Genomic DNA, 25,082 nt, shown 5'->3' on the forward strand with positions numbered 1-25,082 from the left:
GCCCGCCGTCATCAGGTAGTCCGCGGCCGAGGTGTCCGTCACCAGGCTGGTGACGAGCCCCGAGCGCAGCACCGCGTCGATCGCGCCCGCCTTGCGCTGACCGCCCGCGATCGCGACGACCTCCGGGATACGGCGCAGCTGGTCCGCCTTGACGGTGATGCACCGCTCGCCGAGGTCCCGGCCGACCCTGCGCCCCTCGGAGTCGAAGAGGTGCGCGGACATCTCGGCGGCGACGCCGAGCGAGGCGTAGTGCGCCCGCTCCTCGTCGCTGAGCATGTCGTGCACCGTCGAGATGCCCGGCTCCCAGGAGCCGATGGAGACACAGGCGACCGTGACCTTGTCGAAGTACTCGAAGGCGCGGGCGATCCCGGTCTGGTGGCGCAGCGCGATCGCGGTGGCGGCGTCCGGCAGCAGCATCGGCGCGTAGATGGGGTGCGCGTCACCGCCGGACACCTGGGCGGCACGGCGGACGGCCTCGACCGAGCCGCGCTCGGCGGTCCCGGCGTCGTACACGCCCGTCAGCTGCACCACCGTGCAGGGCGGCAGCCGGTCCAGCGCCGCCGCCATGTGAATGGTGGACCGGCCCCAGGCCAGGCCCAGGACGTCCCCCTCGTTGAGCAGCTCGCCGAGCAGGTCGGCGGCCACCTCCCCCAGGTTCTCGGGGTCGGGCGACTCCTCGGCGTCGGCCGGGGACTCGACCACCACGGCGTGCCTGAGGCCGTACCTGGCGCGGAGCGCGTCGGAGCGCTCGGCGTCCAGTTCGGCCGGCACACGGATCTCGATCCGTACGAGATCCCGTTCGAGAGCGGTTTCCAGGACCCTGGCCACCTTGAAGCGGCTGACGCCGAACTCCTCGGCGATCTGGATCTTGGATTTGCCCTCGAGGTAGAAGCGGCGGGCCATGGCCGCCGCCTGCACCAGCTCAGCGGGTCCCATCCGCATGGCTGACCGGCCCGCCGACATACCCGACACGGCGATCTCCTCACTGCTGTTCACACTCTGGATACGCCGTTCATCCTTGCAGATGCGGCGCACTTGATCGGTCCCGATGAAAGCCGTTCACGTAGCTGTGGCTCAGTGGTCGCACGCCCAGGACGCCTTGGCGGTCGCCGCGTCCGCCTGCGCGCGCAGCGCGCGGACCGCCTCGGCCGGGTCCTCGGCGCCGTACACCGCCGAACCGGCCACGAAGACGTCCGCGCCCGCCTCCGCGCAGCGCTCGATCGTCGACGCCGAGACACCCCCGTCGACCTGGAGCCACAGCTCCAGTCCGTGCTTGCCGATCAGCTCCCGGGTGCGGCGGATCTTCGGCAGCATGATGTCGAGAAAGGCCTGGCCGCCGAAGCCCGGCTCGACGGTCATGATCAGCAACATGTCCAGCTCGGGCAGCAGGTCCTCGTACGGCTCGATCGGCGTCGCCGGCTTCAGCGCCATGGAGGCGCGGGCGCCCTTGGCGCGGATCTCGCGGGCCAGCCGCACCGGCGCGGCGGCCGCCTCGACGTGGAAGGTGACGGACGAGGCACCCGCCTCGACGTACTGCGGGGCCCAGCGATCGGGGTCCGCGATCATCAGATGGCAGTCCAGCGGGGTGTCCGTCGCGCGGGCCAGCGACTCCACGATCGGCACGCCGAGCGTGAGGTTCGGGACGAAGTGGTTGTCCATGACGTCGACGTGGAGCCAGTCGGCTCCGGCGACCGCCTCGGCCTCGTCCGCGAGGCGGGCGAAGTCGGCGGACAGGATGCTGGGGTTGATCTGCGCGGCCATGCCCCAAGCCTGCCATGCCCCACGGGGGTTAGCGGCATCGGTCCCGAACGGATATCCGGCGCTGTGCGGTGCGGGCCGTCGGCGCGCTGTCCCACGGCCGTCGCCCTCGCACCGCGGGCCCGCGGTCAGCCGGTGCGCCGGATGATCGCCAGGTACATCGCGTCGGTCCCGTGCACATGCGGCCAGAGCTGGATGTCGGGTCCGTCGCCGAGCGAGGGCACGCCCGGGAGCAGGGGCCTGGCGTCGACGAGTTCGGTCTGCGGGAACTGCTTGAGCAGGTCGGCCACGACCGCCCGGGTCTCGGCGAGATGCGGCGAGCAGGTGGCGTACCCGACGACGCCCCCGACCCGCACGGACTCCAGCGCGGTCCGCAGCAGCCCGCGCTGCAGGGGCGCGAAGCCGTCCAGATCCTCCGTCTTGCGCCGCCAGCGTGCCTCGGGCCGGCGGCGCAGGGCGCCGAGCCCGGTGCAGGGCACGTCCATCAGCACCCGGTCGAAGGAGCCGGGCCGCCACGGCGGCCTCGTCCCGTCGGCGGTGATCACCTGGTACGGGCCGGGGTTCCCGTCGAGCGCCTTGGCCACGAGCCGGGCCCTGTGAGGCTGCTTCTCCGAGGCCAGCAGCACGGCACCGCGTTCCGCGGCGAGCGCCGCCAGCAGCGCGGCCTTGCCGCCGGGCCCGGCGCACCCGTCGAGCCAGTGCGCGTCGGGCCCCTCCAGGGGCGCGTTGGCGAGCGCGAGCGCCACGAGCTGGCTGCCCTCGTCCTGGACGCCCGCCCGCCCGGACCGCACGGCGTCGATCGCGCCGGGCTCGCCGCCCTCGGTGAGCCGCACGGCGTACGGCGACCAGCGTCCGGCGACGGCGGCCTCCTCGCCCATCAGCTCGTCCGTCGTGGACCGTCCGGGCCTGGCGACCAGGGTGACCTCGGGCCGCTCGTTGTCGGCCTCCAGCAGCTGCTCGATGCCGGCCCGGCCGCCGCCGAGGGAGTCCCACAGCGCGGAGACGATCCAGCGCGGGTGCGAGTGGACGAGGGCGAGATGGTCCTCGGGGTCGTCCTCGTAGGGCGGAGCGATCTTCTCGGTCCAGGCGTCGAAGTCGTGCTGGGCGACCTTGCGCAGGACGGCGTTGACGAACTTGGCCCGCCCGTCGCCCAGCACCACGCGCGCCAGCTCGACCGAGGCGGACACGGCGGCGTGCGTCGGGATGCGCGTCCCGAGCAGCTGGTGCACCCCCAGGCTGAGCACGTCGAGCACCGGCGGATCCACCTCCCGCAGCGGCCGGTCGACACAGGCGGCGACGATCGCGTCGTACGTCCCCTGCCGCCGCAGCGTCCCGTACACCAGCTCGGTGGCGAGGGCGGCGTCCCGTCCGTCGAAGTCCCCGCTGGCCCGCGCCTTGCGCAGCAGCGGCGGCAGCACGAGGTTGGCGTAGGCGTCCCGCTCGTCCACGGCCCGCAGCACCTCGAAGGCGAGGAAGCGGACGGGGTCCTTCTTGGGCCGACGGTGGGGCTTGCCGGTGGTGCGGGGACGGCTGGGCTGCTCGCTCACGAAAAAGGTGCTCCGGATTGCAGGATGACGGTAGGCCCAGCGTACGACGGGCAGGGCGGGACCCGGTGCGGGGCGTCACCCCGGCGGCACGCCCCGGCTGTTCCCCGCCTACTCCCCGGCTACTCCCCGGCTACTCCCCGGCAGGCTCCCCGACCCGCTCGCTGTCAGAGATGCGCACCCCGCGGGCCCAGTCGGCCGCCCGCATCGGCTTCTTGCCCTGCGCCTGCACCCACAGCAGCTCGACGGCGTGCGACCCGGTGCCGACGTGCACGCTGTTCTTGCCGACGGCCAGCTCGCCCGCCGCGAGATCGTCGCGCCCCGGCACCGTTCGCACCTGGATCAGCTTGAGCCGCTCACCGCGGAACGTCGTCCAGGCACCGGGCGCCGGCGTGCACCCGCGCACCACACGGTCGACGCGCAGGGCCGGAGCGGTCCAGTCGACCCGGGCGTCCTCGACAGTGATCTTCGGAGCGAGGGTGATGCCGTCCTGGGGCTGCGGTACGGCCTTCAGCGTGCCGTCCTCGATGCCGTCCATGGTGGCCGCGAGCAGACCGGCGCCCGCGAAGGCCAGCCGGGTCAGCAGGTCACCGCTGGTGTCGGTGGGCCGGACCTCCTCCGTCACCGTGCCGTAGACGGGTCCCGAGTCGAGCCCCTCCTCGATGAGGAACGTGGAGGCGCCCGTGATCTCGTCCCCCGCCATGACGGCGTGCTGAACCGGCGCGGCACCCCGCCAGGCGGGCAGCAGCGAGAAGTGCAGATTGACCCAGCCGCGGGCCGGGATGTCCAGGGCCGCCTTCGGCAGCAGGGCGCCATAGGCGACGACGGGGCAGCAGTCCGGCGCGATCTCCTTGAGCCGCGCCAGGAACTCCGGCTCCCGCGGCCGGGCGGGCTTGAGCACCTCGATCCCGGCCTCCTCGGCCCGCTGGGCCACGGGAGAGGCGACCAGCCTGCGGCCCCGGCCCGCCTGCGCGTCGGGTCGCGTGACGACGGCGGCCACCTCGTGCCGCCCGGAGGCGAGCAGGGCGTCCAGAGCGGGAACGGCGACCTCGGGGGTACCGGCGAAGACGAGCTTCATGAGTGGGCACGGGCCTCTCGAAGGGAACGGACGACGGGCGACGCACAAGTTTATTGCGCGAGAAGGGAGACCCGCCGACGGCGCTGAGCCCCCACTGGAGAGTTTCACTTCCCTGTCCGACCGATCGGGCGGTGCACGGGTGGGAGACGAGAACGGCGAAGGCCGGAGGCCGGGCCGACCCCCCGCCGGGGGCGTACGCATATGCCCATACGCCCCCACACCGTGACCAGCGGAGCGCACCCGCGTTGGTCAAGACAGAGTTGACCACACCGGACCGCGCCGACCGCGGCCCGGCCCTTATCTCTTCAACGCCGGTTCGAGAGGCTTGTTCATGGCCGACCACGCAACCCACGACGCCCAGGCCCGGGCCAGCCTGCAATTGCTGGTGCGGGACATCGAGCGGGTCCGCCGGCAGGTGGACGCGCTGCGCACCCTCACCGCCCAGCTGGGCAACGTCTACCGCCCCCGCCGCTCCGGCCCGTCCACGGGCTTCGTCGTCTACGGACGCGCCCCCGCCCCGACGGTGCGCCTCGCCCAGGAACTGCGGGACAGTGTCGAGACCCTGGTCACCGCGGCGGTGGACTTCGACCGCTCGCTGGGCTTCTCGTGGGACGCGGTGGGCTCCGCGCTCGGCGTCACCAAGCAGGCGGTCCACCGCCGCTACGGCGCCCGCCGGACCGCCGCTCAGACGGCCGGCGCCACCGCCACCGCCACGGACGTCGAGCGCACGGCGGCGGAGGCTCCGGTCCCCCGCACGGTCAATGTCGGCGCCGGCATCTCCGTGGTGCCCACGGTCCCCGCGGCCCGCTCGATGCCGACGCAGCCCACGGGAGGCAGCTCGTCCCTGCGCGAGGAGGCGAGACCGACCGCGTTCCCCGGCCCGCGCAACGGCTGACGGCGCTGCCCCCGTCGCCCTCTCGGCACCCGCCCGAGAGGGCGGACGCATGTCCGCGGCGCCGACGCCTCGCCGCGCGCCGGCCCACCGCCGATGCCGGCGCCGCTGCCCGCCCCGAGTCTCCCGCGGCCCTCACCCGATGTCCTGCGGATCGACCCGCACCCACACCGCCCCCGAGCCCTCGCCCCGCGAGGCCGCCGCGCCGCCCCGCGCCGCCATCCGCGCCGCCTGGGCCGTCTTGAGCGCCGCAGCCAGGGCGGCACCCTTCCCCGGCGGCACCCGGATCAGCGCCCGCTCCCACTGCTCGCCGGGCGGCGGCGCCCCCGGCCGACGGGTCCGCCCCTCGGGGGTGACCGGCAGCGGGACGGGCCCGAGCACCTCGGCCTCCGGGGGCAGCTCGACGGACCGCAGGAAGGCGGCCAGCGCATCCGGCGCCGCGGCGACGGCCGCCATCCGCGACACCGGCGGAAAGCCCAGCTCGGCCCGCTCCTCCAGTTCCCGCACGGCATGTCCGACCGGGTCCCACCGCACCAGCGCCTGCACCGGCCGCAGGGTCGGTTCGGCGACCACGACCACGGTGCCGCCGTCGCCCTGCGGCCGTACCAGCGAGGCGGCGGCGATCCAGCGCCGCAGCGCGTCCTCCCCGGCCCGCAGGTCGGGGCGTCCGACCATGGCCCAGCCGTCCAGCAGCAGGGCCGCCGCGTAACCGCCCTCGGCGACGGGCTCGGCCCCCGGCGTGCTCACGACGAGCGCGGGCGTACCCGGCACGGTGTCCAGCACCTGCTCCCGCCCGGAGGTGCGCACCGGTACGGCCGGGAAGGCCCGGCCCAGCTCCTCGGCGGTCCGCCGCGCGCCGACCACCTGCGCGCGCAGCCGGAAGCCCCCGCACTCCGGGCAGTGCCAGGCGTTCTCCTCGCGTCCGCACCAGCCGCACCACAGCGGTCCGCTGTCCCGCGCCTCCAGGGGCCCGGAACAGTGCCGGCACCGGGCGGGCGCGCGGCAGGCGGCGCACGCCATGCGCGGCACATAGCCGCGCCGCGGGACCTGCACGAGCACTGGCCCGTGCCGCAGTCCCTCACGGACGGCCTGCCAGGCCAGGCTGGGCAGCCGGGCGTCCCGCGCCGCCTCGTCCCTGGCGAGATCCTGGTCCCCCACGGTCCGCACCAGCGGCACGGCCCGGCGCACCTGCTCCCGCCCGGCGACCAGGGGCCGCGCCCATCCGCTCCCGACCAGCTGCGCGCCCTCGACCGTGCAGCTCCAGCCCCCCATCAAGAAGCCGCACCCGTCCTGCGCCGCCCGCAGCAGCAGCACGTCACGCGCGTGCGGCTGGGGGGCGTGCAGCTCGCTGTGGCTGTCGTCCCCGTCGTCCCACACGGCCACCAGCCCGAGGTCACGCACCGGGGCGAACATGGCGGCGCGCGTCCCGACGACCGCCCGCACACTGCCGCGCCGCACGGCGAGCCACTCGCGGTACCGCTTCTCCGGCCCGGCGTCGGCGGTGAGCAGCGCATGCCGCCCCTCCCCCAGCAGAGCCGTCAGCGCACCGTCCACGCGCGCGGCGGCCCGCCCGTCCGGTACGACGACGAGGGCGCCGCGCCCCGAGGCCAGCGTGGCGGCGACGGCGCGGGCCAGTTCCTCGCTCCACCCCGGACCGGGCAGGGCGTTCCACACGGCCCGTGGGGCCCCTCCCGAGGCCAGCGCGTCGAGGAACGCGCCCCCGTGCTCGTAGCGCCCCCAGGACCCCGGCTGGGGGGCCTGGGGCGGGGGAAGCGGCTCGGGCGAGGGCCGCTGCTCGGCACGGGCGCTGCGCGGCGGCACGGCCAGCTGCAGGACGTCCGCCAGGCTCCCCGCGTACCGGTCGGCGACGGCCCGTGCCAGCCCCAGCAGCTCCGGGTCCAGGACGGGCTCGGGCGAGACGACCTGGGCGAGGGCGGCCAGCGGTCCCGCGTAGTCCGACTCGGCGAGCCGCTCGACGAGGAACCCGTCGATCAGGCCGCCGCCCTCGCGACGCCCCTCGCGCACCCGTCCGCGCCCGGCCCCGAAGCGCACCCGCACCCGCACGCCCGGCTGGGCGTCCGCGTCCAGCTCGGCCGGGACCGCGTAGTCGAAGTACCGGTCGAGGTGCAGGACTCCCTTGTCGACGAGCACCCGCGCGACCGGCAGCCGCTCGGCCAGCGCGGCACCCCGCCAGGTCCGGGGCTTCGCCCGCGGCGCCTTGGCCTGCCGGACCGTCTCCCGGAGAAGCGCGAGCTGCTCCGGCGGCGCGCCGTCTCCACCGCCACCGCCGCCCTGCTGCCCGTTCTCGCTGCTCACGCCTGCATTCATACCAAACGCCACCGACAACGGCCCGCGCCGAACACCCCGCCTGTCAGCCCCCGCCCGCGGGGCCGGGCCGCCGGCCGGTCGGCCTCGGCCCGGTGGGCGGGGCCGTACAACGCCGAGGCCCGGCCTCCCTGAGGAAGCCGGGCCCGGAGCGTGCGTCGCGGTCGGGAGCTCAGAGCCCCGCCGCCTCCTTGAGCGCGTCGACGCGGTCCGTGCGCTCCCACGTGAAGTCGGGAAGCTCGCGGCCGAAGTGGCCGTACGCGGCGGTCTGGGCGTAGATCGGGCGCAGCAGGTCGAGGTCGCGGATGATCGCGGCCGGACGGAGGTCGAAGACCTCGTCGATGGCCTTCTCGATCTTCTCGGGGTCGATCTTGTGCGTGCCGAAGGTCTCGACGAACAGGCCGACCGGCTCGGCCTTGCCGATCGCGTAGGCGACCTGGACCTCGCAGCGCGCGGCCAGGCCGGCGGCGACGACGTTCTTCGCGACCCAGCGCATCGCGTAGGCGGCGGAGCGGTCGACCTTGGACGGGTCCTTGCCGGAGAAGGCGCCGCCTCCGTGGCGGGCCATGCCGCCGTAGGTGTCGATGATGATCTTCCGGCCGGTCAGGCCGGCGTCGCCCATCGGGCCGCCGATCTCGAAGCGGCCGGTGGGGTTGACCAGCAGGCGGTAGTTCTCGGTGTCGAGCTTGATGCCCTCGTCGAGCAGCGCCTTCAGCTCCACCTCCACGACGAACTCGCGGATGTCGGGCGCCAGCAGCGAGTCCAGGTCGATGTCGGACGCGTGCTGCGAGGAGACGACGACCGTGTCCAGCCGGACCGCCTTGTCGCCGTCGTACTCGATGGTGACCTGGGTCTTGCCGTCGGGGCGCAGGTAGGGGATGGTCCCGTTCTTGCGGACGTCCGAGAGGCGCTTCGACAGGCGGTGGGCCAGGAAGATCGGGAGCGGCATCAGCGTCGGCGTCTCGTCGGACGCGTAGCCGAACATCAGGCCCTGGTCGCCGGCGCCCTGACGGTCCAGCTCGTCACCCTCGTCACCTGCGGCGGAACCCTCGACCCGGGCCTCGTACGCCGTGTCGACGCCCTGGGCGATGTCCGGGGACTGCGCGCCGATGGACACCGAGACGCCGCAGGAGGCGCCGTCGAAGCCCTTCTTCGAGGAGTCGTAGCCGATCTCCAGGATCTTGTCCCGGACGAGCTGCGGGATCGGCGCGTACGCCTTGGTGGTGACCTCACCGGCGACGTGCACCAGGCCGGTCGTGATCAGGGTTTCCACGGCGACCCGGGAAGCCGGGTCCTCGCGCAGAAGCGCGTCGAGAATGGTGTCGCTGATCTGGTCAGCGATCTTGTCGGGGTGACCCTCGGTGACAGACTCCGAGGTGAACAGGCGACGGGACACAACGCTCCCTGGGGTTGCAGCGGCTGCTGGCTCATCATGGGCGGACGCGACGGGAGCTGCGCCCGGCGTCGTCCGACAACAGTTTATCGGTCGCGCTTCACCACCGGCCCACCTGTCTCGCCACTCGGGAGCACTGTGACCTGCGGCACAGGCATTCTGCCGAATGCCAGCCGCTGTTGGCCAGGGATGCACACCCGAACGGGCAAGGTCGGGGAACCGTGACGCGCATCAAACAATCACTCCAGGCGTCGCGTCACCAGGTCCCACACGATTTCGGCCAGGGCTTCCTTGGGGCCGTACGGGACCGGGGTCTCGCTGCCGTCGGCACCCAGGACGACCGCCTCGTTCTCCTCGGAGCCGAAGGTCTTGCGCTCCCCCACCTCATTGACCACCAGCAGGTCACAGCCCTTGCGCCGAAGCTTCGCCCGGCCGTTGGCCAGCACGTCGTCGGTCTCGGCGGCGAAGCCGACGACGACCTGGCCGGGGCGGGCGCGCTCGGCGGAGATCTCCGCGAGGATGTCCGGATTTCGCAGGAGAACGACGGGGTCCGGATCCTGCCCGTCTTTCTTCTTGATCTTGCCCGTGGCGTAGTTCGCGGGCCGGAAGTCGGCGACCGCGGCGGCCATGACCACCGCGTCGGCGTCGGCCGCCGCCTTCAGCACCGCTTCCCGAAGCTGCACGGCGGTGCCGACCGGGACGACGTCGACGCCCGCGGGGTCGGGCAGCGCGGCGTTGGCCGCGACGAGCGTGACGCGGGCGCCGCGGGCGGCGGCGGTCCGGGCGAGGGCGTAGCCCTGCTTGCCGGAGGAGCGGTTGCCGAGGAAGCGGACGGGGTCGAGGGGCTCGCGGGTGCCGCCGGCGCTGACGACGACATGCCGGCCGGTCAGATCCGGTTCCCGTACGCCACGGGCCAGGACGCGTCGGCAGATCTCGAAGATCTCGGCGGGGTCCGGCAGCCGGCCCTTGCCGGTGTCGACGCCGGTGAGCCGGCCGACGGCGGGTTCGACGACGACGGCGCCGCGTCGGCGCAGCGTCGCCACGTTCTCCTGGGTGGCCGGGTGCTCCCACATCTCGGTGTGCATCGCCGGGGCGAAGACGACCGGACAGCGGGCCGTGAGCAGGGTGTTCGTCAGCAGGTCGTCGGCCAGGCCGTGGGCGGCCTTGGCGAGCAGGTCGGCCGTGGCGGGGGCGACGACGACCAGGTCGGCGTGCTGGCCGATGCGGACGTGCGGGACCTCGTGGACGTCGTCCCAGACCTCGGTGGAGACCGGGTGGCCGGAGAGGGCGGACCAGGTGGCCGCGCCGACGAAGTGCAGGGCGGAGGCGGTGGGGACGACGCGCACGTCGTGGCCCGACTCGGTCAGTCTGCGCAGCAGCTCGCAGGCCTTGTACGCGGCGATGCCGCCACTGACCCCCAGCACGACCTTGGGTTTGTCCACCGTCTCTCCCCGACCTAGGAAAACGTACGCCGTGGCTCGGGGCGTACGCGTCCATGCTGCATCATCGCGGGGACCGGGCGGCCCTCCGCACCCCGAGCAGACCACAGGCCCGGCAGTCGCGCTGCCGGGCCTGTGGAAAAACTCACTGCAAGCTGAAAATACTACTGAGCCGGGCCCTCGATGGCCTCGGAGGTCAGCAGACCCGCGTTGATCTCGCGGAGTGCGATCGAGAGCGGCTTCTCGTGGACGTGGGTGTCGACGAGCGGACCGACGTACTCGAGGAGGCCCTCGCCGAGCTGCGAGTAGTACGCGTTGATCTGGCGGGCCCGCTTGGCCGCGTAGATCACGAGGCTGTACTTCGAGTCGGTGGCCTCGAGGAGCTCGTCGATCGGCGGGTTGATGATGCCCTCGGGAGCGGAGATGGAAGAGGACACGCTCTACCTTCCGATAGATGGGAAAAGACGGGCGGTGATCACATGGTTCCGATCACACGACATCCATCAAGGCTAGCAGCTCGCGGGCTACGTCCTCGACGGAGGTGTTGACCAGGGTCTCGTCGAACTCCGGCTCGGCCGCGAGTTCGATCTTGGCCGCGTCCAGCCGGCGTGCGATCACCTCGGGCGGCTCGGTCCCGCGGCCGGTGAGCCTGCGCACCAACTCCTCCCAGGAGGGCGGAGCCAGGAACACCAGCTGGGCCTCGGGCATGGAGCCGCGGACCTGCCGGGCGCCCTGGAGATCGATCTCCAGGAGGACGGGCTCGCCCGCCTCCAGACGCTCCAGTACGGCGGCACGCGGGGTGCCGTAGCGGTTGCCGGCGAACTCGGCCCACTCCAGCAGCTCGCCGTTGGCGATCAGCTTGTCCATCTCGTCGTCGGTGACGAAGAAATAGTGGACGCCGTGCTGTTCGCCGGGACGGGGTCTGCGGGTCGTCGCCGACACCGAGAGCCAGACCTCGGGGTGTTCTTTGCGCATATGAGCGACGACCGTGCTCTTGCCGACCCCTGAGGGGCCGGAGAGCACGGTCAGCCGCGGACGTGCGTCCGGGGGTTCGGGGGTCGTCCCCCGGGGTGTTACAGCCATGCAGCGATTATTCCAGTTGTCTCGCCGTGCCCGGGACGCTCCGCCCCGAGCACTTCGGACTCACTTGGCCGTGTCGCCGAACTCACGCTCCAGGGACGCGATCTGGTTGGAGCCGAGACCTCGCACTCGGCGGCTCTCGGAGATGCCGAGCCGCTCCATGATCTGCTTGGCGCGGACCTTGCCCACGCCCGGCAGGGACTCCAGGAGGGCGGAGACCTTCATCTTGCCGACGACGTCGTTCTCCTGGCCCTGCTTGATCACCTCGTGAAGGGAGGCGCCGGAGTGCTTGAGTCGATTCTTGACCTCGGCCCGCTCCCGGCGAGCCGCGGCGGCCTTTTCGAGCGCGGCTGCGCGCTGTTCGGGGGTAAGGGGCGGAAGAGCCACGCCTACGTCACCTCGGATGTCGAACTGTCGGATACGGACCGGTGAGGAACCTGGTCGCCCCTCACCTGGGGAGCTACGGGCGACACGCTTGCCCGTTCACCCTCCGCTCGGAGACTAGCGGGCAACACCGCCAGAGTCAGCGAGAACAGCGGAAAAGTCCTGGTCAGCCTCAGCCAGGACGGATATTTAAGACAAATTGCCCCGGATTTGAGGATGTATTCAGGCTCAAGTCCGTCCGCGGCCGTCCGACAGAGGTCCCGGTCGGACGGCCGACGGCGCTCAAGCGGCTTCGAGCGCGGCCCGCACCTGTTGCGCGAATCGATCCGCCTGGTCACGCAGCGCGACGATGTCGGGGCCGTGTCGCAGCACTCCCCGGCTGACGTTCGGCACGACGTTGCGCACCGCGGCCCCGAAGACCCGCGGCAGGTCCGCCGGGGTGGCTCCCTGCGCCCCGATGCCGGGCGCGAGGATCGGCCCGTTGATGTCCAGGTCGTACGTCGACAGGTCACCGAGCGTGGCACCGACGACCGCGCCGAAGGAGCCCAGCGGCTCCTCCCCGGCGTTCTCTGCGGCCAGGTGGGCCAGCATGGTCGCGCCGACGGTACGCCCGTCCGCGCGCACCGCGTGCTGGACCTCGCCGCCCTCCGGATTGGAGGTCAGCGCCAGCACGAACAGTCCGGCGCCGCTCTCGCGCGCGAGGGCCACGGCGGGCGACAGCGAGCCGTAGCCGAGGTACGGCGAGACGGTCAGCGCGTCCGAGAAGAGCGGGGAGTCCTTGCGCAGGAAGGACTCGGCGTACGCCGCCATGGTCGAGCCGATGTCGCCGCGCTTGGCGTCCATCACGACCAGGGCGCCGGCCGCGCGCGCCTCCTCGACGGACTTCTCCAGGACGGCGACCCCGCGCGAACCGAACCGCTCGAAGAAGGCGCTCTGCGGCTTCAGGACGGCGACCCGGTCGGCCATGGCCTCGACGACCGTGCGGCTGAACCGCTCCAGACCGGCGACGGTGTCGTCCAGGCCCCACTCGGCGAGCAGCGAGGCGTGCGGGTCGATGCCGACGCACAGCGGGCCGCGCTCGTCCATGGCACGGCGCAGGCGGGCGCCGAAGGGTTCCAGGGTCATACCGTCTTCCTCACGTCGGCGCCGACCGCGTCGGCGAGGGTGGCGTACGGGCTGGTGCGCAGGCGGGCGGCGAGCCCCTTGTGGATCGCGCGGGCCCAGAAGGGTCCCTCGTAGACGAAGGCGCTGTAGCCCTGGACCAGGGTGGCACCCGCGAGGATGCGTTCCCAGGCGTCCTCGGCGGTCTCGACGCCGCCGACGCCCACCAGGGTGACGCGGTCGCCCACGCGCGCGTAGAGGCGCCTCAGCACCTCCAGGGAGCGGGCCTTGAGCGGTGCTCCCGACAGGCCGCCGGTCTCCTTTACCACAGCGGGGTCGGAGGTCAGCCCGAGGCCCTCGCGCGCGATGGTGGTGTTCGTGGCGATGATCCCGTCCAGGCCGAGTTCCACGGCGAGGTCGGCGACGGCGTCCACGTCCTCGTCGGCGAGGTCGGGGGCGATCTTCACCAGCAGCGGCACGCGCCGGTGGGCGACCGTGCGGTCGGCGGCCTCGCGCACGGCGCTCAGCAGCGGCCGCAGCGCCTGCGTGGCCTGGAGGTTGCGCAGGCCGGGGGTGTTCGGGGAGGAGACGTTGACGACCAGGTAGTCGGCGTAGGGCGCGAGCCGCTCGGCGGCCTTCACGTAGTCGGCGACCGCCTCGGCCTCCGGTACGGCCTTGGTCTTGCCGATGTTGACGCCCACGACGGTCCGGAAGACGGGCTCGCGGGAGGCCAGCCGCGCGGCGACGGTCAGCGAGCCCTCGTTGTTGAAGCCCATGCGGTTGATCAGCGCCCGGTCGGCGACGAGGCGGAACAGCCGCTTCCTGGGGTTGCCGGGCTGCGCCTCCCCGGTGACCGTACCGATCTCGACGTGGTCGAAGCCCACCATCGCCATGCCGTCCACGGCGACCGCGTTCTTGTCGAATCCGGCGGCGAGCCCGAAGGGGCCGTGCATGCGCAGCCCGAAGGCCTCGGTGCGCAGTTCCTTGTGGCGGGGGGCGAGGGCTGCCGCGACGAAGGTGCGCAGGCCCGGGATCCGGGCGGTGAGCCGGATCCAGCGGAAGGCCAGGTGGTGGGCCTTCTCCGGATCCATCCGGGAGAAGACCAGGCGGAAGAAGAGCTTGTACATCACTGTGTCCTCATAGAGCGGTGTCCTCATACAGAGGGGGACACCGTTTCCGGTGTCCCCCTCTGGCTGCTAGTCGCGGGCCGCGGTCAGATGCTCGGCGTGTTCCTGGAGGGAACGCACCCCCACATCCCCGTGGTTGAGGGCGTCGATGCCCTGGACGGCGGCGGCGAGTGCCTGGACCGTCGTCAGGCAGGGCACCGAGCGCGCCACCGCCGCCGTACGGATGTCGTAGCCGTCGAGACGGCCGCCGGTGCCGTACGGGGTGTTGACGATGAGGTCGACCTGGCCGTCGTGGATCAGCTGGACGATGGTCTTCTCGCCGTTCGGGCCCACGCCCTCGGACTGCTTGCGCACGACCGTGGCGGTGATGCCGTTGCGCCTGAGGACCTCGGCGGTGCCGGAGGTGGCGAGCAGCTCGAAGCCGTGGGCGACCAGCTCGCGCGCCGGGAAGATCATCGAGCGCTTGTCGCGGTTGGCGACCGAGATGAACGCGCGGCCCTTGGTGGGCAGCGGGCCGTAGGCAGCCGCCTGCGACTTGGCGTAGGCCGTGCCGAAGACCGAGTCGATGCCCATGACCTCGCCGGTGGAACGCATCTCCGGACCCAGGATGGTGTCGACGCCGCGGCCGGAGGTGTCGCGGAAGCGGCTCCACGGCATCACGGCCTCCTTGACGGAGATCGGCGCGTCCAGCGGCAGTTCACCGCCGTCACCGGTCGCCGGGAGCAGCCCCTCCGTACGCAGCTCGGCGATGGTCGCGCCCAGCGAGATCCGGGCGGCGGCCTTCGCGAGCGGCACCGCGGTCGCCTTCGAGGTGAAGGGGACGGTGCGGGACGCACGCGGGTTGGCCTCCAGGACGTAGAGGATGTCGCCGGCCATCGCGAACTGGATGTTGATCAGGCCGCGGACGCCCACCCCGCGCGCGATGGCCTCCGTGGAGGCCCGCAGGCGCTTGATGTCGAAGCCGCCGAGGGTGATCGGGGGCAGGGCGCACGCCGAGTCGCCGGAGTGGATGCCGGCCTCCTCGATGTGCTCCATGACGCCGCCGAGGTACAGCTCCTCGCCGTCGTAGAGCGCGTCGACGTCGATCTCGATGGCGTCGTCGAGGAAGCGGTCGACGAGGACCGGCCGGGTGGGGCTGATCTCGGTCGACTCGGCGATGTAGGAGGACAGCCGGGTCTCGTCGTAGACGATCTCCATGCCGCGCCCGCCGAGGACGTACGACGGCCGGACGAGGACCGGGTAGCCGATCTCGTCGGCGATGGCCTTGGCCCCGGCGAAGGTGGTGGCGGTGCCGTGCTTCGGGGCCGGCAGTCCGGCCTCGGCGAGGACGCGTCCGAAGGCGCCCCGGTCCTCGGCCGCGTGGATGGCCTCGGGGGGCGTGCCGACGATCGGTACGCCGTTGTCCTTGAGCGCCTGCGCCAGGCCCAGCGGGGTCTGGCCGCCGAGCTGGACGATCACACCGGCGATCGGGCCGGCCTGGGCCTCCGCGTGGACGATCTCCAGCACGTCCTCGAGGGTCAGCGGCTCGAAGTAGAGGCGGTCGGAGGTGTCGTAGTCGGTGGAGACGGTCTCCGGGTTGCAGTTGACCATCACCGTCTCGTACCCGGCGTCGGACAGCGCGAAGGAGGCGTGGACGCAGGAGTAGTCGAACTCGATGCCCTGGCCGATGCGGTTGGGGCCGGAGCCCAGGATGATGACGGCCGGCTTCTCGCGCGGCGCGACCTCGCTCTCCTCGTCGTAGGAGGAGTAGAAGTACGGCGTCTGCGCGGCGAACTCGGCGGCGCAGGTGTCGACCGTCTTGTAGACCGGGCGGATGCCCAGCGCGTGCCGGACCTCGCGGACGACGTCCTCGCGCAGGCCGCGGATCTCGGCGATCTGCTGGTCGGAGAAGCCGTGCCGCTTGGCCTCGGCGAGCAGGTCGACGTCGAGGCGGTCGGCGGCGGCCAGGCCGTCCGCGACCTCCTTGATCAGGAACAGCTGGTCGACGAACCAGGGGTCGATCTTCGTGTACTCGAAGATCTCCTCGGGGGTGGCGCCGGCGCGGATGGCCTGCATGACGGTGTTGATGCGGCCGTCGGTGGGCCGGACGGCCTCCGTCAGGAGCTGCTGCTTGTCGCCGGGCTCGCCGACGAACGTGAACTGGCTGCCCTTCTTCTCCAGCGAGCGCAGCGCCTTCTGGAAGGCCTCCGTGAAGTTGCGGCCGATGGCCATGGCCTCGCCGACGGACTTCATGGTGGTCGTCAGCGTGGAGTCCGCGCTCGGGAACTTCTCGAAGGCGAAGCGCGGGGCCTTGACGACCACGTAGTCGAGCGTGGGCTCGAAGGAGGCCGGGGTCTCCTTGGTGATGTCGTTCGGGATCTCGTCGAGGGTGTAGCCGACGGCGAGCTTGGCCGCGATCTTGGCGATCGGGAAGCCGGTCGCCTTGGAGGCCAGCGCCGACGACCGCGACACGCGCGGGTTCATCTCGATGACGATGATCCGGCCGTCCTCGGGGTTCACCGCGAACTGGATGTTGCAGCCGCCGGTGTCGACGCCGACCTCGCGGATGATCGCGATGCCGATGTCGCGCAGCCGCTGGTACTCGCGGTCGGTCAGTGTCATCGCCGGCGCGACGGTGATGGAGTCACCGGTGTGCACGCCCATGGGGTCGAAGTTCTCGATGGAGCAGACGACCACGACGTTGTCGTTCTTGTCGCGCATCAGCTCCAGCTCGTACTCCTTCCAGCCGAGGATGGACTCCTCCAGGAGCACCTCGGTGGTCGGGGAGAGCGTGAGGCCCTGACCGGCGATGCGGCGCAGCTCCTCCTCGTCGTGGGCGAAACCGGAGCCGGCGCCGCCCATGGTGAAGGAGGGGCGGACGACGACGGGGTACCCGCCGAGCGTCTCGACGCCCGCGATCACGTCGTCCATGGAGTGGCAGATCACGGACCGGGCGGACTCGCCGTGCCCGATCTTCTCGCGGACGGCCTCGACGACGCCCTTGAACAGGTCGCGGTCCTCGCCCTTGTTGATCGCCTCGACGTTGGCGCCGATCAGCTCGACGCCGTACTTCTCCAGCACACCCTGCTCGTGCATGGAGATCGCGGTGTTGAGGGCCGTCTGGCCGCCGAGCGTCGGCAGCAGGACGTCCGGCCGCTCCTTGGCGATGATCTTCTCGACGAACTCGGGGGTGATCGGCTCGACGTAGGTGGCGTCGGCGATCTCCGGGTCGGTCATGATCGTCGCCGGGTTGGAGTTGACGAGGATCACGCGCAGGCCCTCGGCCCGCAGGACGCGGCACGCCTGGGTGCCGGAGTAGTCGAACTCGGCGGCCTGTCCGATGACGATCGGGCCGGAGCCGATGACCAGGACGGACTGGATATCGGTGCGCTTAGGCACGCTGGCCCTCCATCAGGACTGTGTTCATCAAAGAGGTGAAGCGGTCGAACAGGTAGGCGGCGTCGTGCGGGCCCGCCGCCGCTTCGGGGTGGTACTGGACGGAGAAGGCCGGCTGGTCGAGCAGCTGCAGTCCCTCGACGACGTTGTCGTTGAGGCAGACGTGCGAGACCTCGACGCGCCCGAACCTGGTCTCGCTGACCTTGTCGAGCGGTGCGTCCACGGCGAATCCGTGGTTGTGCGCGGTGACCTCGACCTTGCCGGTCGTACGGTCCTGGACGGGCTGGTTGATGCCGCGGTGGCCGTACTTCAGCTTGTAGGTGCCGAAGCCGAGGGCGCGGCCGAGGATCTGGTTGCCGAAGCAGATGCCGAACAGGGGCGTCCGGCGCTCCAGCACCTCGGTCATCAGCGCCACGGGGCCGTCGGCGGCGGCCGGGTCGCCGGGGCCGTTGGAGAAGAACACGCCGTCGGGGTTCACGGCGTACACCTCTTCGGCGGTGGCCGTCGCGGGCAGCACGTGCACCTCGATGCCGCGCTCGGCCATCCGGTGCGGGGTCATGCCCTTGATGCCGAGGTCGATCGCGGCGACGGTGAACCGCTTCTCGCCGACGGCCGGGACGACGTACGCCTCGCGGGTGGCGACCTCCTCGTAGAGGCTCGCGCCCTTCATGTGCGGCTGGGCCTGCACGCGGGCGAGCAGCTCGGGCTCGCCGGCGATCGCCTCGCCGGAGAAGACGCCGGCCCGCATGGAGCCGCGCTCGCGCAGGTGGCGGGTGAGGGCGCGGGTGTCGATGCCGGAGATACCGACGACGTTCTGCCGGACCAGCTCCTCGTCCAGGGAGCGCTTGGACCGCCAGTTGGACGGCACGCGCGCGGGGTCGCGCACGACGTAGCCGGCGACCCAGATGCGGCCCGACTCGTCGTCCTCGTCGTTCCAGCCGGTGTTGCCGATCTGCGGGGCGGTCGCCACGACGATCTGGTGGGCGTAGGAGGGGTCGGTCAGGGTCTCCTGGTAGCCGGTCATGCCGGTGGAGAACACCGCTTCGCCGAAGGTCTCCCCCACGGCCCCGTAGGCACGGCCGCGGAAGATGCGGCCGTCCTCCAGGACGAGTACGGCGGGAGCCGCCTTGTGCCTCTGCGAGGCGATCCCCTGGATGGAGGTCGTCATCGTGCGCCTTCCGTTTCCCTCTTGTTGATCATGGAGTTGATGGTGTCGACCCACTGGGTGTGCTCGGCCGCGTGGTCCGAGCGGAACCCGGAGTCGATCAGCTTGCCGCCGTGTTCCCAGGTCACCAGGAGCAGTCCGCCCTCGGTGAGGACCTTGCCGGCGATGCCCTTGCCGAGGACCGCCTCGCGCAGCGCCCCGGCAGGGACGAAGAAGTCGCTCGCGCCGGGGCGTACGACGTCCAGGCCCGCGTCCGTCAGGGTGAGCCGGACCCGGCTGCGGGTGCCCAGGCCGTGCGCGACGATGCGGTCGAGCCACTGCCCTGCGGTGGTGGAGCCGTGGTAGCGGCCGCTCATGCTCAGTCTCGCCGGGCCGAGGTCGTCCGGCACGGTGGGCAGCTCCGGCAGGTCGCTCTGGAGCGTGCCGCGCCACTTCCAGCCCTCGCGCATCAGCCAGTAGACGAGCGCGACGAAGAGGCCGAGGCCGACGACCCAGCCGATGCGGGCGGCCCAGTCGGTCACTTCGGCCGATTCCTTCTGGGCCGCGAGCAGGATTACAGGTGTCACGTGAGCTTCCCGTCGACGAGCGTGGCCTTGCCCCGGAGCCAGGTGTGCGTCACACGGCCCGGCAGCTCACGCCCCGCGTACGGGGTGTTCCGGCTGCGTGAGGCGAAGCCCGCGGGGTCCACCGACCCACGGTATGCCGTGTCGACGAGCGTGAGGTTGGCGGGCTCACCAGCCGAGACGGGGCGTCCGTGGCCCTCGGCCCGCCCGATGCGGGCGGGCGCCTGCGACATGCGGTCGGCGACCCCGGCCCAGTCCAGCAGGCCCGTCTCCACCATGGTCTCCTGGACCACCGAAAGGGCGGTCTCCAGGCCGACCATGCCCATGGCCGCGGCGGCCCACTCGCAGTCCTTGTCCTCGTGCGGGTGCGGGGCGTGGTCGGTGGCGACGATGTCGATGGTGCCGTCGGCGAGCGCCTCGCGCAGGGCGTGCACGTCACGCTCGGTGCGCAGCGGCGGGTTCACCTTGTAGACCGGGTCGTAGGAACGCACCAGCTCGTCGGTGAGGAGGAGGTGGTGCGGGGTGACCTCGGCGGTGACGTCGATGCCGCGGGACTTGGCCCAGCGGACGATCTCGACGGACCCCGCGGTCGACAGGTGGCAGATGTGGACGCGGGAGCCGACGTGCTCGGCGAGCAGCACGTCCCGCGCGATGATCGACTCCTCGGCGACGGCCGGCCAGCCCCCGAGACCCAGCTCGGCGGAGACGATCCCCTCGTTCATCTGGGCGCCCTCCGTCAGCCGCGGCTCCTGCGCGTGCTGGGCGACGACCCCGCCGAAGGCCTTCACGTACTCCAGGGCGCGGCGCATCATCACGGCGTCGTCGACGCACTTGCCGTCGTCGGAGAAGACGGTGACGCCGGCGGCCGACTCGTGCATGGCGCCCAGCTCGGCGAGCTTCCTGCCCTCCAGGCCGACGGTGACGGCGCCGATGGGCTGCACATCGCAGTAGCCGTGCTCGCGGCCCAGCCGCCAGACCTGCTCGACGACGCCGGCGGTGTCCGCGACGGGGAAGGTGTTGGCCATGGCGAACACCGCGGTGAAGCCGCCGCTCGCGGCGGCCCGGGTGCCGGTCAGGACGGTCTCGGAGTCCTCGCGGCCCGGCTCGCGCAGATGGGTGTGCAGGTCGACCAGGCCCGGCAGCAGCACCTTGCCGTCGGCCTCGACGACCTCGGCTCCCTCGGCGGACAGCCCGCTGCCGACGGCCTCGACGACCTCGCCGTCGATCAGGACGTCCTGGGGCTCGCCGCCGAGCACCCGCGCACCACGGATCAGGATCTTGCTCATGGTCGTTACTTCTCCTCGGTGGTACGGGCGTGGGCGACGGCGGGTTCGTTCCCGCCCAGGAGCAGGTACAGGACGGCCATCCGGATCGACACTCCGTTGGTGACCTGTTCGACGACGGTGCAGCGGTCCGAGTCGGCGACCTCGGCGGTGATCTCCATGCCGCGGACCATCGGGCCGGGGTGCATCACGATGGCGTGCTCGGGCATCCGCGCCATCCGCTCGCCGTCGAGGCCGTAGCGCCGGGAGTACTCGCGCTCGGTCGGGAAGAACGCGGCGTTCATCCGCTCGCGCTGGACGCGCAGCATCATCACCGCGTCGGACTTGGGCAGCGTGCTGTCGAGGTCGTAGGACACCTCGCAGGGCCAGGTCTCGACGCCGACCGGCACCAGGGTCGGCGGGGCGACGAGGGTGACCTGGGCACCGAGCGTGTGCAGCAGGTCGACGTTGGAGCGGGCGACCCGGCTGTGCAGGACGTCGCCGACGAGGGTGATGCGCCTGCCGGACAGGTCCTGGCCGAGCCCGGCGTCCCGGCCGACGAGCCGACGGCGCATGGTGAAGGCGTCCAGCAGGGCCTGGGTGGGGTGCTGGTGGGTGCCGTCACCGGCGTTGATGACGGCGGCGTCGATCCAGCCCGAGGTGGCGAGGCGGTACGGCGCTCCGGACGCGCCGTGCCGGATGACGACGGCGTCGACGCCCATGGCCTCCAGGGTCTGGGCGGTGTCCTTCAGGGACTCGCCCTTGGAGACGCTGGAGCCCTTGGCGGTGAAGTTGATGACGTCCGCGGACAGACGCTTCTCGGCCGCCTCGAAGGAGATCCGGGTCCGGGTGGAGTCCTCGAAGAACAGGTTGACGATCGTGCGGCCGCGCAGGGTCGGCAGCTTCTTGATGGGCCGGTCCGCCACCCGGGCCATCTCCTCGGCGGTGTCGAGAACATGGACGGCATCGTCGCGGGTGAGGTCGGCGGCCGAGATGAGATGACGCTGCATCTGTCAGGCTCCGTAAGACATGAGGGAGTTTTCGGGCATGCGGGCGCGTGGGGGCACGCACTCGGGGGCGTACGGCGGAGTGCTAGTGCTGCGCGCCCGGCGCGGTCTGCCGGACACCGAGCAGCACGGTGTCGCGACCGTCCTCCTCGGCCAGCTGGACCTTGACCGTCTCCCGCAGCGACGTGGGGAGGTTCTTGCCGACGTAGTCGGCGCGGATGGGCAGTTCGCGGTGACCGCGGTCGACGAGGACCGCGAGCTGCACCGCGCGGGGGCGCCCGATGTCGTTCAGGGCGTCGAGGGCGGCGCGGATGGTGCGGCCGGAGAAGAGCACGTCGTCGACGAGGACGACCAGCTTGCCGTCGATCCCGTCACCGGGGATCTCGGTGCGGGCCAGCGCGCGCGGCGGGTGCATGCGCAGGTCGTCGCGGTACATGGTGATGTCGAGGGAGCCGACCGGGATCTTGCGGTCGGTGATCTGCTCGAGCTTGGCGGCGAGCCGGCGGCCGAGGAAGACGCCCCGGGTCGGGATGCCGAGAAGCACCACGTCGTCGGCGCCCTTGGCGCGTTCGACGATCTCGTGGGCGATACGGGTCAGCACCCGCGCGATGTCGGGGCCTTCGAGTACGGGCCGCGCGTCCTGCGAGCCCTGGGGTTCCTGGGGTTCCTGGGGTTCCTGGCTGTCCTGCGGGTCCTGCTTGTCCTGCGTGTCCATATGAAACGGACCTCCTTCTCCGCCTCACGGGACGGACGTTAAAGGACGTCGGATTTGCGCCATCCACGGTAGCAGGCCGGGAGGACGCCCCCGTTCACCCTATTGGCTCAATCGGCCACGGATACCACGGAAGAGTCGGTGTGGACCATTCGGCTTGACGCAGAAGAATCACGCTGCGTAACCTCACAGTGAGTTACCAGCCGCGCGGCATGGAAACCCAACCCAGTCGCGTCGACCCAGTGCCGGGGAGCTATATGTCCAGCGAATACGCCAAACAGCTCGGAGCCAAGCTCCGGGCGATCCGCACCCAGCAGGGCCTTTCCCTCCACGGTGTCGAGGAGAAGTCCCAGGGACGCTGGAAGGCGGTCGTGGTCGGTTCGTACGAGCGCGGCGACCGTGCCGTGACCGTCCAGCGCCTCGCGGAGCTGGCCGATTTCTACGGGGTTCCCGTGCAGGAGCTGCTCCCGGGCACCACTCCGGGCGGGGCCGCCGAGCCGCCGCCGAAGCTGGTCCTGGACCTGGAGCGGCTGGCCCACGTGCCGGTCGAGAAGGCCGGTCCCCTCCAGCGGTACGCGGCCACGATCCAGTCGCAGCGCGGCGACTACAACGGCAAGGTGCTCTCGATCCGCCAGGACGACCTGCGCACGCTCGCCGTCATCTACGACCAGTCGCCCTCGGTCCTGACCGAGCAGCTGATCAGCTGGGGCGTGCTGGACGCGGACGCGCGTCGCGCGGTCTCCCACGAGGAGGGCTGAGCGCTAGCGGCGTCTCAGCAGAAACGTACCGCCGGGGCGGCCGGACCGAGAGGTTCCGGCCGCCCCGGCGGCTTTCTGCGGGCCTGCGGGGCCCGTGGAGCGCCCTGGGGTCGCGCAGTGCCGGGGAAATGCCGGAGGGCCCGTGGACAGTACGTCCACGGGCCCTCCGGCATCGGTGGTACCTCTCACGCCTCTCGGCGCAGCGAGGGCTTCAGCTCCTTGAACCGGCCGAGCAGGCCGTTCACGAACGAGGGCGACTCGTCCGTGGAGAACTCCTTCGCCAGCTGCACCATCTCGTCGAGGACGACGGCGTCCGGGGTCTCGTCGACCCAGATCAGCTCGTACGCGCCGAGCCGCAGGATGTTGCGGTCGACCACCGGCATCCGGTCGAGCGTCCAGCCGACCGAGTACTGCGAGATCAGCTCGTCGATGCGCCGCTGGTACTCGGCGTACCCCTCGACCAGTTGCATCGTGTACTCGCTCACCGGAGGCTGCCGGGTGTCGGCCCGGGAGAGCCGGATCCAGTCCGCGAGGACCGTCAGGACATCGGCGCCGCGCTGGTCACCCTCGAAGAGGATCTGGAAGGCGCGCTTACGGGCCGTGTTGCGGGCAGCCACGGTTAGCTGTTCACCCGGCCGAGGTAGTCGCTCGTACGGGTGTCGACCTTGATCTTCTCACCGGTGGTGATGAAGAGCGGGACCTGGATCTGGTGACCGGTCTCCAGGGTCGCGGGCTTGGTGCCACCGGTGGAGCGGTCGCCCTGAAGGCCGGGCTCGGTCTCCTGGACGACGAGTTCGACGGCGGCCGGCAGATCGACGAAGAGCACTTCGCCCTCGTGCTGCGCGACGGTGGCCGTGAAGCCCTCGATCAGGAAGTTGGCGGCGTCGCCGACGGCCTTGCGGTCGACCATCAGCTGGTCATAGGTCTCCATGTCCATGAAGACGAAGTACTCGCCGTCCATGTAGGAGAACTGCATGTCGCGCTTGTCGACAGTGGCCGTCTCGACCTTGACGCCGGCGTTGAAGGTCTTGTCGACCACCTTGCCGGACAGCACGTTCTTGAGCTTGGTGCGCACGAAGGCCGGGCCCTTGCCGGGCTTGACGTGCTGGAACTCGACGACGGACCAGAGCTGGCCGCCTTCGAGCTTGAGCACCAGGCCGTTCTTGAGGTCGTTCGTGGAAGCCACGGTTGCGGAATCTCCTGGACTGACGTGGACGACCACGGGGGCACGCACCTGCCTGTAGCTATAGTGCGAGCAGCTCCTTGGTCGTGATGGTGAGTAGCTCGGGTCCGCCGTCCGCCTCGGGGCGTACGACGAGCGTGTCATCGATCCTGACACCGCCCCGGCCCGGGAGGTGAACCCCCGGTTCGACGGTGACCGGCACGCAAGCGTCCAGTTTACCCATGGCCGCGGGACCCAGCTGCGGGTCCTCCTCGATTTCGAGTCCCACACCGTGCCCGGTCAGTACCGGAAGGCCCTCGGCGTACCCCGCGGAGTCCAGTGCCTGGCGTGCCGCACGGTCCACGTCCCGGTACGCGGCACCGGGCACCAGAGCCTCGCGTCCGGCCCGCTGAGCGGCGAAGACGAGGTCGTACAGCTCGATCTGCCAGTCCGCGGGAGAGGTCCCGATGACGAACGTACGGCCGATCTCGCAGCGGTAGCCGCGGTACGTCGCACCGAGACAGACGGAGAGGAAATCGCCCTCCTCCACCCGTCGGTCGGTGGGCCGGTGCCCGCGCCGGCCCGAGTTCGGGCCGGTGCCCACGGAGGTGACGAAGGCGGGGCCGTCGGCGCCGTGGTCGACGAGGCGGCGCTCCAGCTCCAGGGCGAGGTGGCGTTCGGTGCGGCCGACCAGGATGGACTCCAGCAGCTCGCCCAGGGCCTGGTCGGCGATCTCGGCGCCGATGCGCAGGCAGGAGATCTCCTCCTCGTCCTTGACGACCCGCAGCTGCTCGACGGCTCCGCCCAGGTCGGCGAGGCGCAGCCGGGGCGCGACCGACCGCAGGGCGCGATGACGGGCCACCGTGAGGTGGTGTTCCTCGACCGCGAGGGAGTCGCCGCCGCGGTCCTCCTCACGGACCGCGGCGGCGACTCCCTCGCGGTCGAGGAACACCACCT

Annotated in this window: 23 protein-coding genes; 2 read left to right on the forward strand and 21 right to left on the reverse strand. The window is 71.7% G+C overall.

The window, feature by feature from the left end:
- The 4 genes from BZL64_RS13845 to fmt form a co-directional block, all read right to left on the reverse strand.
- Window positions 1-996: sugar-binding transcriptional regulator (locus BZL64_RS13845; RefSeq protein ID WP_086769484.1), on the reverse strand; the 996-nt coding region annotated here is incomplete at its 3' end.
- A 78-nt stretch (window positions 997-1,074) separates the two neighbouring features.
- Window positions 1,075-1,761, reverse strand: coding sequence for a ribulose-phosphate 3-epimerase (rpe, locus tag BZL64_RS13850; RefSeq protein ID WP_086769485.1), 687 nt, complete (start codon window positions 1,759-1,761; stop codon window positions 1,075-1,077).
- A 125-nt stretch (window positions 1,762-1,886) separates the two neighbouring features.
- Complete coding sequence (locus BZL64_RS13855) at window positions 1,887-3,305, reverse strand: RsmB/NOP family class I SAM-dependent RNA methyltransferase (protein WP_086769486.1); 1,419 nt, start codon at window positions 3,303-3,305, stop codon at window positions 1,887-1,889.
- 130 nt (window positions 3,306-3,435) lie between these two features.
- A complete protein-coding gene (gene fmt, locus BZL64_RS13860) occupies window positions 3,436-4,380 on the reverse strand; it encodes a methionyl-tRNA formyltransferase (protein ID WP_086769487.1) in 945 nt (314 codons plus the stop codon).
- Window positions 4,381-4,711: 331 nt separating this feature from the next.
- Here fmt and BZL64_RS13865 point away from each other — a divergent pair, with 331 nt between their 5' ends.
- Window positions 4,712-5,275 (forward strand): hypothetical protein, encoded by a 564-nt coding sequence (locus BZL64_RS13865; protein WP_086769488.1) that lies wholly within the window; start codon window positions 4,712-4,714, stop codon window positions 5,273-5,275.
- Window positions 5,276-5,407: 132 nt separating this feature from the next.
- Here the strand turns inward: BZL64_RS13865 and BZL64_RS13870 are convergent, their stop codons facing one another.
- From BZL64_RS13870 to pyrR, 14 genes are all read right to left on the reverse strand, one after another.
- Window positions 5,408-7,588 carry a primosomal protein N' gene (locus BZL64_RS13870; protein WP_086769489.1) on the reverse strand — a complete coding sequence of 727 codons (2,181 nt, stop codon included), beginning with the start codon at window positions 7,586-7,588 and terminating at the stop codon, window positions 5,408-5,410.
- A 181-nt stretch (window positions 7,589-7,769) separates the two neighbouring features.
- The gene (gene metK / locus BZL64_RS13875) at window positions 7,770-8,993 is read right to left on the reverse strand and encodes a methionine adenosyltransferase (RefSeq protein ID WP_086769490.1); all 1,224 of its coding nucleotides are present in this window, start codon (window positions 8,991-8,993) and stop codon (window positions 7,770-7,772) included.
- 236 nt (window positions 8,994-9,229) lie between these two features.
- Entirely contained in the window at window positions 9,230-10,432 is a 1,203-nt protein-coding gene (gene coaBC / locus BZL64_RS13880; protein WP_086769491.1) for a bifunctional phosphopantothenoylcysteine decarboxylase/phosphopantothenate--cysteine ligase CoaBC, read from the reverse strand.
- Window positions 10,433-10,593: 161 nt separating this feature from the next.
- Window positions 10,594-10,866, reverse strand: a complete 273-nt coding sequence (gene rpoZ, locus BZL64_RS13885; RefSeq protein ID WP_003977348.1) for a DNA-directed RNA polymerase subunit omega — start codon at window positions 10,864-10,866, stop codon at window positions 10,594-10,596.
- 52 nt (window positions 10,867-10,918) lie between these two features.
- Complete coding sequence (gene gmk, locus BZL64_RS13890; protein WP_086769492.1) at window positions 10,919-11,512, reverse strand: guanylate kinase; 594 nt, start codon at window positions 11,510-11,512, stop codon at window positions 10,919-10,921.
- 60 nt (window positions 11,513-11,572) lie between these two features.
- On the reverse strand, window positions 11,573-11,896 hold the full coding sequence (locus tag BZL64_RS13895; protein WP_073493500.1) for an integration host factor: 324 nt from the start codon (window positions 11,894-11,896) through the stop codon (window positions 11,573-11,575).
- A 279-nt stretch (window positions 11,897-12,175) separates the two neighbouring features.
- Entirely contained in the window at window positions 12,176-13,018 is an 843-nt protein-coding gene (pyrF, locus tag BZL64_RS13900) for an orotidine-5'-phosphate decarboxylase (RefSeq protein WP_167396140.1), read from the reverse strand.
- Window positions 13,015-14,121, reverse strand: coding sequence for a quinone-dependent dihydroorotate dehydrogenase (locus BZL64_RS13905; RefSeq protein ID WP_086769493.1), 1,107 nt, complete (start codon window positions 14,119-14,121; stop codon window positions 13,015-13,017). The genes pyrF and BZL64_RS13905 overlap by 4 nt, the downstream gene beginning before the upstream one ends.
- A 69-nt stretch (window positions 14,122-14,190) precedes the next feature.
- Complete coding sequence (carB, locus tag BZL64_RS13910; RefSeq protein ID WP_086769494.1) at window positions 14,191-17,499, reverse strand: carbamoyl-phosphate synthase large subunit; 3,309 nt, start codon at window positions 17,497-17,499, stop codon at window positions 14,191-14,193.
- The gene (carA, locus tag BZL64_RS13915) at window positions 17,492-18,664 is read right to left on the reverse strand and encodes a glutamine-hydrolyzing carbamoyl-phosphate synthase small subunit (protein ID WP_086769495.1); all 1,173 of its coding nucleotides are present in this window, start codon (window positions 18,662-18,664) and stop codon (window positions 17,492-17,494) included. Before carA ends, carB begins: the two co-directional genes overlap by 8 nt.
- Window positions 18,661-19,227 carry a PH-like domain-containing protein gene (locus BZL64_RS13920; RefSeq protein WP_086769496.1) on the reverse strand — a complete coding sequence of 189 codons (567 nt, stop codon included), beginning with the start codon at window positions 19,225-19,227 and terminating at the stop codon, window positions 18,661-18,663. The genes carA and BZL64_RS13920 overlap by 4 nt, the downstream gene beginning before the upstream one ends.
- Entirely contained in the window at window positions 19,224-20,510 is a 1,287-nt protein-coding gene (locus BZL64_RS13925; protein WP_086769497.1) for a dihydroorotase, read from the reverse strand. The genes BZL64_RS13920 and BZL64_RS13925 overlap by 4 nt, the downstream gene beginning before the upstream one ends.
- Before the next feature lie 5 nt (window positions 20,511-20,515).
- Window positions 20,516-21,496, reverse strand: coding sequence for an aspartate carbamoyltransferase catalytic subunit (locus BZL64_RS13930; protein ID WP_086769498.1), 981 nt, complete (start codon window positions 21,494-21,496; stop codon window positions 20,516-20,518).
- Window positions 21,497-21,578: 82 nt separating this feature from the next.
- Window positions 21,579-22,208: a bifunctional pyr operon transcriptional regulator/uracil phosphoribosyltransferase PyrR gene (pyrR, locus tag BZL64_RS13935; protein ID WP_086769499.1), complete on the reverse strand. Its 630-nt coding sequence runs from the start codon at window positions 22,206-22,208 to the stop codon at window positions 21,579-21,581.
- 254 nt (window positions 22,209-22,462) lie between these two features.
- Here pyrR and bldD point away from each other — a divergent pair, with 254 nt between their 5' ends.
- Window positions 22,463-22,963, forward strand: coding sequence for a transcriptional regulator BldD (gene bldD / locus BZL64_RS13940; protein WP_020128858.1), 501 nt, complete (start codon window positions 22,463-22,465; stop codon window positions 22,961-22,963).
- A 185-nt stretch (window positions 22,964-23,148) separates the two neighbouring features.
- Here the strand turns inward: bldD and nusB are convergent, their stop codons facing one another.
- The 3 genes from nusB to BZL64_RS13955 all read right to left on the reverse strand — a co-directional run.
- Entirely contained in the window at window positions 23,149-23,580 is a 432-nt protein-coding gene (gene nusB, locus BZL64_RS13945; RefSeq protein ID WP_086769500.1) for a transcription antitermination factor NusB, read from the reverse strand.
- A gap of 2 nt (window positions 23,581-23,582) precedes the next feature.
- Window positions 23,583-24,149 (reverse strand): elongation factor P, encoded by a 567-nt coding sequence (efp, locus tag BZL64_RS13950; RefSeq protein ID WP_073493489.1) that lies wholly within the window; start codon window positions 24,147-24,149, stop codon window positions 23,583-23,585.
- A gap of 58 nt (window positions 24,150-24,207) precedes the next feature.
- On the reverse strand, window positions 24,208-25,082 hold an 875-nt coding region (locus tag BZL64_RS13955), incomplete at its 5' end, for a M24 family metallopeptidase (RefSeq protein WP_086769501.1).

Source organism: Streptomyces bobili (assembly GCF_002154575.1).
Lineage (GTDB): Bacteria > Actinomycetota > Actinomycetes > Streptomycetales > Streptomycetaceae > Streptomyces > Streptomyces bobili.